This window comes from Paenibacillus sp. FSL H7-0716 (genome assembly GCF_038002705.1).
In the GTDB taxonomy this organism is placed as follows: domain Bacteria; phylum Bacillota; class Bacilli; order Paenibacillales; family Paenibacillaceae; genus Paenibacillus_AQ; species Paenibacillus_AQ odorifer.
The window spans coordinates 56,322-69,278 of sequence record NZ_JBBODA010000031.1; the positions used below are offsets into that span (position 1 = coordinate 56,322).

A 12,957-nucleotide genomic window follows, 5' to 3' on the forward strand; every position below is an offset into this window, starting at 1 on the left:
AACCTAGTTATTCTGCCGATCCGAATTGAATCCAAGCTTTTTGAATTTCATAAATGGCTTGATCCTTAGTTTTGCTGCCGCCGATGTAAGCCTGCATGAGCTCACCAAATTTTTGGTGGAAGGTATCCAGAGAGTAGTTCACGGACAGGTCACCGGATTTCTCTGTCTTGAGGATCTCTTCCATTTCTTTTGGCATTTGCAGGTCAGGCATTGGAGCATCCTTAATTGGAGGAATAACCTTAGCTACTGTTGAGAACCAGTTCTTACCGTATTCAGAAGTATACAGCCAGTTGAAGAATTCAATAGTCTCACCAGCTACAGCAGAATCCTTATTGATACGCAGCGCTTGATCCGCACCAGTAATGATCTGGGACTGTTCAGCCTTGTCGCTGACTGGGTAACCCATAATGCCCAGGTCGAAGTCAGGTGTGATTTTCTTAATGGCTTCTTCATCCCATGCGCCTTTACCCGTCATGAACGCTGTTTTGCCGGATGCAAAGTCGCTGACTTCAGCATTGCTGTCCCGTTCAAGCGGTTTGTCTGTGCCATGTTTAACAGTAGTATCAACGAAGCTGAAGAAGTTATTGTACAGCACCGGGTGATCCTTGATGGTGGTTTTTCCAGCGATAAAGTCATTTACAAGTGTCTTAGCATCCGTACCCGCATCTTGGGCTGCCGCATCTACGAAGTGTTGGAAGATATGTTTCCATACCCACCACTCTTTATAGGCGTTGGCAAAAGGAGTAATGCCTTTAGCTTCAAGCTTAGTAATCGCATCGTCCATTTGGGCTGTTGTCTTAGGAACTTCTGTAATCCCCGCATCAGCCAACAGTTTCTTATTGTACATCAGGACGAATAGATTTCCTTTTACCGGAAGACCGAGTACTTTACCGTCCGAAGAACTCATGTTAGAACGCACTGCATCGGTCATCGCTGCAGCCAGTGGCTCATTAGTTAAGTCAGCACTATACTCCGCAAAAGTATCAATATCTCCGCCCGCTGTGGTCTGGAATACGTCAGGTGTACTTCCCGCAGCAATCTTCGATTTGAGCACCGTATTGTAGTCAGCCTGCATAATCTCCAGATTAATCGTCACATTCGGTTTAACTTTCTTGTACTCGGCAATATAAGCGTTAAAAGCATCAGTGTACTCGGGTGATGCGGTGAACATATTAATCGTGACCGGCTTGCCAGAATCTGTGGCAGGAGTATTCCCTGTTCCGCTATTGTTAGCGGCATTGTTGTTTCCGCCGCAACCCGCCAGTAATCCGCCGACGAGCAGCAGACTCGCAGATAAAGCCATAAATCTTTTTAACATGATGTTGCCCCCTTTTCCTCATGCATCTAGTGGTCTTGAGACAATTCTAAAGAAAAAGAAAAAGGATAAGAATGTACATAAGTGAACTTATTAGGGTAAAAAAGTGTGTTCATGTAACCGCTTCACTACTCCCCGTTCAATAGTAGAACCCGATATTCAGAAGGTGAACAGTCATAATAATTCCGGAACGCCTTGCTGAAATAATTTTTGTCCTTGTACCCCAACATCTCGGAAATGTCTTGGATTTTCAAATCGGGGGTGGATAGCAGCTCCTTTGCCTTATCCATTCTTACTTTTTGTACATACTCATGTATGCCATAACCATATTGCCCTTTAAAAAGTTTCATCAAGTATTCTCTGCTCAGGAAATATTTATCCGTGAACATCGATATTTTAATATTCTCAAAATAGTGATTATCAATGTATGCTTTAATATTTTCCAGTACGCTGGGGCGATTGCCAGCAAGGCTTTTGCTAATTTCATTGCCATAGCAATCTAGAATTCCGCTCAGCACCCGCTCAAATTCGCCAAAGGAAGCAAAATCGCTCCCGATGCCTAGCCCACGCAATCCTTTATCTTTACCGCCGCGAATACGTTCGGGGACCGCATCCAGCTCCGTCGCAATATCGTTCAGTAAAATAATAAATTCCTCTATCTGCCGGTCAGCCTCGCCCAGATTAAAACGTCCGGAAGCCTCCCATTTCTTTGTGAATTCGCTTAAAATACTTTTGGCATGATTGATGTTCCCGCTCTCCAGTGCGTTGCGAATCAAGGGCATACGTCCCGTCAAGGAGGGATTATCTTTCCCCTGGGAAGTATCGTTGCTGCTATTTGTGACAATCGCTCCCTTCAGCGTCAGGAGGTCAATCCCGTCGAGAGAGGCTTTGGCAGTCTCATAGGATTGAGCAAGCGCCATGATGTCACCATAGGGCTGTCCAATTCCTCCGGCAACAACAATTCCGAATAGCTCCTTCAGCGTCGAAACTAACTTCTTCATATGATGTAAAGAGCGGAAAGTTGCGTCCTCCTCATAGCCGCCTTTCATCGTGAAGATGGCGATAAACTCGCGTTCTCCCTTATGGCTGGCGAAGCTGAAGGCCTGAAAATGCTCGTCGCTATTCTCATTAATCACATTTGTGACGGCAAAATGCAGCAAATCCCGGTCCTCATGGAAGCGATTACGACGCACTTGTTCCAAATTGAGCACCCGCAGTACACCCGCAGCAAAATAGTTTCCGGCCGTATCGGCGCCGATCAATGGCAGAAAAGCCTCGTTGGACTGATTTTTGAAGCTGCGCTCAATGATCGACAGATAGATTTTCTCCTTTAGCTTCGGCAGAGACATGTTGAGCGTAATGTTCCTGTTGATGAACTCGCTTTCTTTCTTGCGTTTAGCTTCCAGCACATCGATAGCTTTACGCAGGGCCGCATTCAAATCCCCCCGGTTGACCGGCTTCAGCAAATAATCAACTACCTTAGAACGGATAGCCTGGCGGGTATATTCAAAATCATTGTAGCCGCTGATTACAATCGTCAGCAGTTCCGGGAACTCCTTCTCCACGATCTGCAACAGCTCACTTCCGTTCAGCTCCGGCATCTTCATGTCGACCAATACGAGGTCGATCTTTTGCTCACGCAGCATGGCTAGGCCCATATTTCCATCCGTAGCCTCCAGTACCTGATCGACACCTAGTCCTTTCCAGTCTCCCAGGATGTTGATCGCCTCACGCAACGGTTCCTCATCATCTATAATCAGTACTTTATACATGGTTAATCCCTCCCCGCGGTAACCGCATGTCCATCTTTGTTCCGCCAGCATCACTGGTAATGGCCAAACCCGCAGCCTCACCATACAAAAGCTTCAGCCGCGTGTTCAAATTTTTCAGTCCAATGCTTTCCGTGTCACTTTCGGCAGCGTTTTCTCCGCCCTGATCCTCCCACTGGATTTGAAGAGAATTTCTCACTTTCTCCAGCCGCTCCCCGCTAAATCCCGGCCCATCATCCGTCACTGAAATAACAGTATGGCTGGGCGTCACATGCGCTTCAATAGTAATTGTGATCGTTGTGGATACTTTTTCCAGCGCATGCTTGATGCAATTTTCTACCAAGGTCTGAATGGACAGCTTCGGAATCTCCAGCTCCAGTAATTCGTCTTCCCACTGGTAGGCCACCTGCATTCTGTTTCCAAAACGAGCCTTCTGCAGCGCTAAATAACGCTCAATATGCTTTAATTCCTCTCTGGCATGGACCACATCTTTACCGCTAATGCAGTATCTCAGCGTCATAGCAAGATTATCGACCATATCGACAATATCATCATTGTTGTTTTTCAGCGCCTTGGTGGAAATGGCTTGCAGAGCATTATATAAGAAATGCGGATTGATCTCAGCTTCCAATGCTTTGAGTACAGCATTTTTCTCGACAATTTTCATTTTATACCGTTCATTGATCAGCTCATTCGTCTTTTCCACCATCTTATTGAAGTGGCGAGACAGATAGGCAATTTCATCCTTTCCTTCAACCTGTGCTTCAGCGTCAAAGCTGCCTGTACTGAACCGCTTCATCTGCAGCGACAGATTCTTTAGCGGGTTCGTTATTTTGTTCGAAATAATGCTGACCAAGATGACCGAAACGATTAAAAATAACAGTCCTATGAAATAGTTCAATTTGCGTGTTGTCGTGGCCGCTTCATAAATTTCTTTGTAGGGAATCGGCTTAATCAGCTTCCAGCCTTCTTTTTTGCTGATGTCATAAATCACTAGATACTTCTCTTCTTTATCCGACCACGTCACGCGTCCTCCTGAGGCTGGTGTCAGCTCCTTAAGCAGTCCCTCTTGTTCGCTCTGTTGATAAAACCCGGGGTCATCCACCACAAAAGGTTCATTATCGGGACTGACGTACATTAGGTGCTGCCCTTTACTGAAGGGAATATCCTTCATAATCTCGTCCGTAACCGAGGAGTTGAAATAAAGGGAGAGCACCGCCTGTGGTTCCCTGGAAACTATAGAGCGCAGCAATCGATGGTAGCCCATGAAGCTTTTATCCTTATTTATAGGGTAGTCGGAGCTATTGATCATCGAGGATTGGTTTTTTACAAAAGACTGGTAAGAACGGTTAAACGGGCTGGCCAGCGCTTTTTTATACCAGGAAAGATTCTCAATCGACGGATGCTCGGCGACCCGCACGGTAATATTGTAGTTCTCTTTGGTGACATAATAATACTTGTGCTCCTTGATCACATACAGGTAGATTGCTTCCAGATCATTGCGGGAGAAGTACAGGTTCTTCAAGTAGTCCTCCACATACATCTTCGAGGCATAATCCTCTGATTCATGCAAAATCGCATAGGTGATCTCGTCATACGATATTTGCGGCAGGGATAATTGCTCGATGCCGTCCAAATAGCTCTCCAGATTCCGGCCGACAAGCAACAGATTGTTGCTCGTACTGGCGATGCTGTTATCCACCGATTCTTTTCGCAGCATGCCGTATGAAATGAACGTCAGTGAGGTCACCACCAAAACAATGATGATTGTAAACAGCAAAATAAGCTTGTTCGCCAACCTGCGTGAGACAAGCTCCAGCACGGGTTCAAACCGCTTTATGATCCATTTTTTAATAATGACCGGCAACCTCCCCCACGATTTACAAGCTTAATTATAAATATTTCAGTTCACCTTTTTACCCCTAACTGTACTCTTAAATCCATTTTTGAGTATAGGGTACTGCTCTATAATACACAATATAGACTAACCGGAATGGTTATGTGTGGCAAGCCTAGTCGATATTACCACCCAACAAATCAAGAAGAGGTGCATCCATGTTAAAATCACTCGGCAAAAGATGGCGCGAGAAAACAGAATTCGGATTATTCACTCTCCCAGTCCTAATCTGTATCGCTGTAGCATTCTACATTCCGTTTGCCATGACTATCCGCTATTCGATGACCAAATGGAACGGAATTTCGAAACACCCTAAGTTTGTCGGACTTGATAATTTCAAACAAATCTTTATGGGCGACACCAACTTCGCCAATTCAGCCTGGTTCACCATAAAGTATGCGATTCTGTACATTGTTCTCGTTAACGTGCTGGCCATCTTGCTCGCATTAGTTCTGGACATGAAGCTGAAGAGCACCCCTTGGCTGAGAGCCGCTTTCTTTATTCCTTATATCCTCAGTCTTGTCATTGTCGGTTTTATCTGGAAATTTATCTTTATGCAAGGTTTCAACTCACTCGGAGAAAGTACAGGCTGGTCCATATTTGGTCTAAGCTGGCTAGGGACGCCGGGACTTGCTTTCGTCTCTATACTGGCCGTCTCCATCTGGCAGTCGATTGGTTTTTATCTGGTCATTTATATTGCCGGTCTGCAATCTGTACCTGAGGATCTCAAAGAAGCAGCCACAGTTGATGGCGCTGGTCCCATGAGAAAATTCTTCAGTATTACGCTGCCGCTGCTCGCTCCATCCATTACGATTTCTGTGTTCATGGCACTGACCAATTCGATCAAGGTGTTCGATGTCATCCTGTCCTTAACCGGGGGCGGACCTGGCGGAACTACCTACAGTATCGCTTACGATATCTACCGGGATACCTTCCAGAACAATCTCTATGGATACGGTACAGCGAAAGCGCTTATCTTGTTCCTGGCCGTCTTGGTGGTAACCATTCTCCAGTTAGCATTCTTCAAACGAAGAGAGGTTGAGGCATAATGAATACAAACCGCAAAGCAGGCCGAATCATTTTAGAGGTTGTTATGGTCATCCTCTCTCTTCTGTTTCTATATCCGCTATTTCTGACGATTATCAACTCGTTAAAAAGCTTTAGCGAAGTCATGACGGATGTCATCGCCCTGCCGAAACATCTGGTATTCGGTAACTATTCCTACGTATGGAAGTTTATCAACTATCCGAAGCTGTTTCTGAACAACTTTGTCATTACCGGTGTAGGTCTTCTGGGTATTGTGTTCATTTCATCCATAGCAGCCTACAAGCTGGCACGGACGAAATCCAGACTGAGCGGGGTGATTTATTTCCTCTGCATTATGCCGATGCTGATCCCGTTCCAATCGATCATGCTGACCGTTCTGCAAACCGCTAAGACGTTAAATCTCTCTGAGAGTACTTGGGGACTTGGGTTGTTATATTGGGGTTTCGGTGCTCCACTCGCCGTGTTTATCTACCATGGATTCGTCAAAGGGATTCCGGTTGAAATTGATGAGAGTGCCACGATTGATGGAGCTTCCGGCTTCCGCCTGTTCTTCAGTGTCATCTTCCCACTGCTGAAATCGGTCACAACAACCATTGTCATTATCGACGTAATGTGGATCTGGAATGACTTCCTGCTCCCGCTGCTCATGGTCAACGGCTCCCCAGATACCAAAACGCTGACACTGGCTGCCTACACCTTCGTGGGCCAATATACCTCAGATTGGCAATATGCGATGACAGCTATGGTCATGGCGGTGTTGCCATCGATCGTAGTATTCATCTTCTTGCAAAAGTACATCGTTAAGGGTGTTGTTGCGGGGGCGGTGAAGGGCTGATTATCTAATTCCAAACTTAGCTTCTGCATAAAAAGGGGGGGGATCCATATGGATCTCCCCCTTTATGCAGACGTTCCAATACTCTGCATACTGTTGCGGTCTGCTCTTGATACAGACGTTCCAATACTAACTAGTAGTTTAACTGTATTTTGTACAACTATAACTCTGTAACTCGCTCGGCCGATGGATATAGCTGTATTTCGTACAACTATTCTATTGATTTATTGCCCTCTAGGGCGATTCTCTAGTTTTTAGTTGCATAAAATACACTTAAAAGCAGAATGGTCCGTTTTACATATAAAATAGGTGTATAGAATGTAGTTATTTCACAATTACAGCGATGATACTTCATGGGTACTCCATAGGTATTCCATACGCCACATCATACGTACTTCTTGCCACCCCATATGGACTCCATAGGCACTCCATAGGCACTCCATAGGTAATATATACACCACATCATACATACTCCATACATACTCCATACATACTCATACGTATACACCATACATACTCCATACGTACCCCATACGTACTTCATGCCACCCCATACGGACTCCACAGTTACTCCATTAGTACTCCACACATTTCGCATTCCAACGGGATCGGGCGTGATCCGTGAATAGTTAATCAGAGTTTGTATTTATTAAAGCTGCTTTTCCGTGACCCTGCCGTTAGCGTCTATGTTGGCATTAAAAGATAGGGTGTTCAACAGCTTAATCGTTTTCCTATTGTAGGAATCATCCATAAAATTAGGCTGTCCGCCAATGATTTTGACAGGTGTAATCTTGCTGGTGATCTTGGAGTCCTTAATCTCAATATTCAACAGCATAGAATTAAGTGTTTTTTCCCCACCACGTGTGGAGCGATTAAACACAAAATTCCCAAGTGAATAATAAATGGGCTTGTGCTTATAGTATTCGATGCCCATAAGGCAGTGACTGTGTGCGCCAAGAATTAAATCCGCCCCGCTATCAATCATCTGTTTAGCTAGTGTGCGTGCGTACTTTTCAGGAAAATCCTTAAACTCTTCATTCCAGTGAATATATACGATCGTATAATCATTCTCCTTGGACATCTTCTGAATGGCGCTAAGCATAGGCTGCGAGGTGTAAGCTGAAGCGGCTCCCGGTTTGTTTTTGCCGGCATACCACGAAGGATTTGAAAGCACACGGCTAACGCCAAGGATGGCGATCTTTTTCCCTTTTACCGTCTTAGTATAAGGCTTGAACGCTTCGTCTTCATCCTTGCCAGCGCCTGTATGGCCAATCTTGTTTCGATCCAAATGGATCAGCGTGTCGAGCATAGCGTCTTTTCCATAATCCAAAATATGATTATTCGCCAAGGACACTCCATCAATCCCTGCATAGGTTAAGCCGCCTAACGTTGCTGGTTTGGATCTGAAGGCAAAGGTTTTCTCTGCCGCTTTCCCTCGGATAGACACAGGCGTCTCCAGATTGGCGAAGGCGATGTCAGCCTTTTGCAGCGTAGGTGCGACCTTTACAAACGGAAAGTTCACCCCATATTTAGCAATCTGATCGCCAACAAAACCGTCCAAAAGGATATCCCCCGCAAAAGCAAGCTTTATAGGATCTGAAGATAGTGAAGCTGCACTGGAAGCAGATGTCACCGGAACTATTAGTGTTAACATAAGTGTAATGAGTGCTATTCTACGCAAAACCTTCGATCCTAATCTCAAAAAATACAGCCTCCTCTCATCTTTTGTTAGCTATGATCCTAGCATACTGGAAAGAGGTTACTAAATTAAGAGTAGAAAGACCTGTTATTCCTTTGCTTTTTTCAGAACGGCTCTAAAACAATTTAATCCACCCCACGCATCCGTATGCACAGCATCCGCAGGCAACTCAAAATCTGTCTCCCCCCAATACTGAAATCCAGTTTGCAGCAGCAGGTCATTCATAAGACTCAGATTTACCGTCGGATAATCAAATGTCAATACCAATAATCCTTCTTCGTTCAACGTCCGGTGAAATTCCCGTAAAGTACCCACCGTATCCTCAAAGCTCAAATGCTCCAATACCGATATGCAAAAAACAGTGTCAAAGCTCTCATCCTCATATGGCAGATCCGTCAGATTAGCTTGAGCCAAATGCAGGTTGCTTGTTCTTCTAGCGATAACCTGCTTTGCCGCTTTTTCCCCAATCTCATTTTCAATACATTCTTGGATAGCTTTTGGGTAAATAACCCTACTGTCCATATCGCAGGCATAGACCTCTGCACAAACCCCTGCCAAATAAAACTTCAAGGGATGAGGAATCCCACAGGCTGCATCCAGTACAACACCATGCGGAGAAATAAAGTTAATACACCACTCATATTCAAAGGGACGGCTCCACCATGATTCCGGCAGATCATAAATTAACTTCTCACGACGTGCATCTGAATTTACGAAAAAACGCGAGACAAAGGGATGGGTTGGCATGGCCAGGACTCCTTTTTCAACGGAATTTTAGGTAGTGAGAGTATATTCATGATTTGCTGATTCATTCCATAACCTTACATTGAACGAGACAAACCCAAAAAAAACGGCTGCTCCCTTAGGAACAGACCGTCTTTAAATATAACTGTATAAACCTTATGCGTAGAAAGAAAGAGGTTTGGCCTCAATTCCATGTCTCTCGATCAACTTATCAAGTAACGCAGACCATTCTGCATCGACCGTACATTGCTCAGGGTGGGCCTCGAACCAAGCAACCGACTGCTTAATCCCTTCGGAGAAAGGCACAGTAGCCTGGAAGTCAGGTACGAAACGTTTGATTTTGCTATTATCAAAAACACTGCTTACCGCTTGATCACCGATCAAGCCATCCGCTGTCCCTGGAGGGGAAAAGGCTGTGATAAAGTCTGTGGAGATATGCACCACTTTAGGTTCCACACCTGCCGCTTGTCCGATGGCCGCATAGATCTGATTCCAATTTAATACCTCGTCGGAAGTTATATGAATGGCCTCACCTATCGCTTCCGGATGTCCAAGCAATCCAACGAAACCTTTGGCAAAATCCGAATTATGCGTCAGTGTCCACAAAGAGGTTCCATCTCCATGTATGACTAAAGGTAAGCCGCGGCGGATACGATCGATCAGTGACCAAGGATGCTGGCCACTCGTGAGTGCCGCAGGGATGGTTGTATTTCCATAGGTATGGGAAGGACGAACAATCGTAACCGGGAATCCGTTCGCCTTGTAAGCTTCCATCAACAGCTGCTCACACGCAATTTTATTCCTCGAATACTCCCAATAAGGGTTCTCCAGCGGTGTCTCTTCTGTAATTACATAATTACGCTGCGGCTTCTGATAAGCAGAGGCTGAGCTGATGAAAATGTACTGCTTCGTTTTACCTGTGAACAGGTCAATGTCTGCCTGCACATGTTCCGGTGTAAAAGCAATCCAGTCTACCACTACGTCAAATTCGTAATCTCGTAATACTAATGCGGCTTCTGCCGGATTACGAATGTCTCCTTTAATTACTTTTGCACCTTCTGGAACGAATTCATCCCGCTGTCCTCTGTTGAACAAATACAGCTCGATTCCTTGAGCTACAGCCAACGGGGATACAGCCTGACTAATTAATCCCGTACCTCCAATAAATAAGACCTTCATTTTGCACGCTCCTTATAGTGAATCCGGCTCGTTATTTACTGGTTAACATAATCTCGCCATACGTGCTTCGGCTGCCAATTCAGCAGCTTTTTGGCCTTCTCATTACTGAGTAGCGACTCGTGACCCTCCAGCGGCTGGCGGAAATCCGTCACCTCTGGATAACGTGCGGCCATTAGCTCTCTGCTAGGAACAGCCATGCTGGTCTCATCTGCACATATATTAAGAGCAACCGCGCCTAATCCATCCGTTTCGATTGCCAATTGGCAAGCTGTTGCTACATCCCGTGTATCAATATAACTCCATAGAATCCGATCGCGCTGCGCTGGATCATGAATGAAGGAAGGGAAACGTTCATATGCCGATGGATCAATAACATTTCCGATTCTTAGGGAAACGACCTGTATACCCTTTCTGCGATAGAACATCTCAGCGGTTTGCTCATTCACAACCTTAGACAGACCGTAGCTGTCTTCAGGCAACTGTGGATGCTCCTCATCCATAGGCACATACTTCGGCCCCAAAGGATTAACCGCAAAACAGATTCCGTAAGAGGATTCACTGGAAGCAATCACTGCTTTTCGAATCCCGAGACCCGCCGCAGCCTCCAAAATGTTATAGGTAGATACTACATTATTTTGAAAGGTGACCTCACTCGTCTTTATATTTGCAGCTGGAATCGCAGCCAAATGTACAACTGCATCAGCGCCTGCAAGCACACCATACACTTCACCCAAATTATTCAAATCAGCAATCATCGTTGGGCACAAAGAATCTGCGGATTTTTGCGTATCTACATTCACAACCTCATACCCTTGCTCTACAAAATGCCGGACCACCCATCTGCCCAACATCCCACTGCCGCCTGTAATAACTACTTTCGTCATGAGTGTGTCTCCTTTTTTATGAAACTAACAACTACTCCAGAATCTCCTCAATCTTCTTCAAAATCTCTTCCGAAAGTTCAATACCTGAAGCCTTAACATTCTCTTCGACCTGCTCCGGACGGCTGGCACCCACCAGCGCACTAGCTACATTAGGTTGACGCAAAATCCAAGCCAAAGCCAAATTCCCAACAGAGATATTCAGTTCCGTGGCGATCCCACTCAATTGGCGGACTTTTTCAATCTTTTCTTCTGTAATCGAATCTTTTAATCGTTCCAGCTTAGCAGCACGGCTATCCTCAGGGATGTCCGTGTTATACTTTCCAGTTAACAGCCCTTGAGCCAGCGGAGAAAATACCACCTGTCCAATCCCACGGCGCTCGCCAAGCGGAATAATCTCTTTCTCAATATAACGGTTAAACATATTATAAATCGGCTGATTAACAACAATATGATCTAGCAAATAGCGGTCTGCTACAGCTAACGCATCGGTCATTTGCGCCGCCGTCCACTCACTAACACCGACATAATATACCTTGCCTTGCCGAACCAGATCATCCAGCGCACGTAAGGTTTCTTCAATTGGAGTTTCCGGATCAAAACGGTGGCAATACATAATATCCACGTATTCTACTCCGAGACGTTTCAAGCTAGCATGACACTGTTCCGTAATATGTTTGCGGGATAGTCCACGGTCGTTAGGTCCCGAGCCCATTTCCCCGTATACTTTAGTAGCTAATACATAGGACTCACGAGAGTAGTTACGTAAAGTCTCACCTAGTACTTTCTCGGCAGCACCTTTTTCATAAACATTTGCAGTATCAAAAAAATTCACGCCTAAGTCGTAAGCGGTTTCAATGGCATTAACAGCATTATCTCTTTCCACATAGCCTCCGTATGTCAGCCAGCTTCCCAAACTAATCTCACTGACTTTTAAACCGGTTCCACCTAATCTGCGATATTTCATAATAACTGCTCCTCTCCATAGTTCCGTGTTTGATTTTGGCAGGTTGCTTAGCACTCATATTCATTCTAGAATAGTTTGTATATAATAGAAAGAAGTGAAAATTAGTTTATTATATGATCTCTAGTGTAGTTACTATACTAGAGTATAGTAGCTTCACAAACAGGAGGAGATACCTTGAAGACAGCTAAATCTACTAATAATTATATCCCCAAAACCCCTGTTACTATTGAATGTAATGTTGAAAAAACACTTGAAGTATTAGGTGGAAAATGGGCCTTTCTTGTCCTCAGAGAGCTATTCGACGGCACGCAGCGTTTTGGGGCACTGCAACGAAAAATCACTAATGTGTCTCCCCGCGCACTGACCACTACGTTGCGCCATCTGGAGGAGCATGGTGTGCTTGAACGTCACGTATTTCCGACTGTTCCTGTTACGGTAGAATATTCGCTTACTCCCAAAGGTGAGGATTTACATCAAATTTTGAAGGAAATGAAGCTGTGGTCCGCGAAATGGACTTAGCTTGAGCAGATTGTGACTGATGAAAAAAGAAGCTGTCCAAAAAGTAGAGAATTCTACTTATAGGGTGGCTTCTTTTTTATAAATTGGCTATACAATGGATTCTTACTT

11 protein-coding genes are annotated in these 12,957 nt (G+C 45.0%); 3 read left to right on the top strand and 8 right to left on the bottom strand.

Annotated features, from left to right (window positions below; all coding sequences use genetic code 11):
* Positions 1-7 precede the first annotated feature (7 nt).
* The 3 genes from MHH60_RS26900 to MHH60_RS26910 form a co-directional block, all read right to left on the bottom strand.
* Entirely contained in the window at positions 8-1,318 is a 1,311-nt protein-coding gene (locus tag MHH60_RS26900; RefSeq protein ID WP_076133919.1) for an ABC transporter substrate-binding protein, read from the bottom strand.
* 125 nt (positions 1,319-1,443) lie between these two features.
* Complete coding sequence (locus MHH60_RS26905) at positions 1,444-3,087, bottom strand: response regulator (RefSeq protein ID WP_076133918.1); 1,644 nt, start codon at positions 3,085-3,087, stop codon at positions 1,444-1,446.
* Entirely contained in the window at positions 3,080-4,942 is a 1,863-nt protein-coding gene (locus MHH60_RS26910) for a sensor histidine kinase (RefSeq protein WP_076134080.1), read from the bottom strand. Before MHH60_RS26910 ends, MHH60_RS26905 begins: the two co-directional genes overlap by 8 nt.
* Positions 4,943-5,139: 197 nt before the next feature.
* Between MHH60_RS26910 and MHH60_RS26915 the strand changes: the two genes are divergently transcribed.
* Together MHH60_RS26915 and MHH60_RS26920 are read left to right on the top strand one after the other, a co-directional pair.
* Entirely contained in the window at positions 5,140-6,030 is an 891-nt protein-coding gene (locus tag MHH60_RS26915) for a carbohydrate ABC transporter permease (RefSeq protein ID WP_036684044.1), read from the top strand.
* Positions 6,030-6,863 (top strand): carbohydrate ABC transporter permease, encoded by an 834-nt coding sequence (locus MHH60_RS26920; RefSeq protein WP_036684045.1) that lies wholly within the window; start codon positions 6,030-6,032, stop codon positions 6,861-6,863. The genes MHH60_RS26915 and MHH60_RS26920 overlap by 1 nt, the downstream gene beginning before the upstream one ends.
* Positions 6,864-7,509: 646 nt before the next feature.
* On the opposite strand, the gene MHH60_RS26925 is transcribed toward MHH60_RS26920, so the two are convergent.
* From MHH60_RS26925 to MHH60_RS26945, 5 genes are all read right to left on the bottom strand, one after another.
* Positions 7,510-8,514 (bottom strand): CapA family protein, encoded by a 1,005-nt coding sequence (locus tag MHH60_RS26925; RefSeq protein WP_081388897.1) that lies wholly within the window; start codon positions 8,512-8,514, stop codon positions 7,510-7,512.
* A 132-nt stretch (positions 8,515-8,646) separates the two neighbouring features.
* Entirely contained in the window at positions 8,647-9,306 is a 660-nt protein-coding gene (locus MHH60_RS26930; protein WP_076133917.1) for a class I SAM-dependent methyltransferase, read from the bottom strand.
* Positions 9,307-9,459: 153 nt separating this feature from the next.
* Positions 9,460-10,482: an SDR family oxidoreductase gene (locus MHH60_RS26935; RefSeq protein ID WP_076133916.1), complete on the bottom strand. Its 1,023-nt coding sequence runs from the start codon at positions 10,480-10,482 to the stop codon at positions 9,460-9,462.
* Positions 10,483-10,517: 35 nt separating this feature from the next.
* A complete protein-coding gene (locus MHH60_RS26940; RefSeq protein ID WP_076133915.1) occupies positions 10,518-11,366 on the bottom strand; it encodes an NAD-dependent epimerase/dehydratase family protein in 849 nt (282 codons plus the stop codon).
* A gap of 31 nt (positions 11,367-11,397) precedes the next feature.
* On the bottom strand, positions 11,398-12,330 hold the full coding sequence (locus tag MHH60_RS26945; RefSeq protein ID WP_076133914.1) for an aldo/keto reductase family protein: 933 nt from the start codon (positions 12,328-12,330) through the stop codon (positions 11,398-11,400).
* Positions 12,331-12,504: 174 nt separating this feature from the next.
* Here MHH60_RS26945 and MHH60_RS26950 point away from each other — a divergent pair, with 174 nt between their 5' ends.
* Positions 12,505-12,849 (top strand): winged helix-turn-helix transcriptional regulator, encoded by a 345-nt coding sequence (locus MHH60_RS26950; protein ID WP_036684053.1) that lies wholly within the window; start codon positions 12,505-12,507, stop codon positions 12,847-12,849.
* Positions 12,850-12,957: the final 108 nt, after the last annotated feature.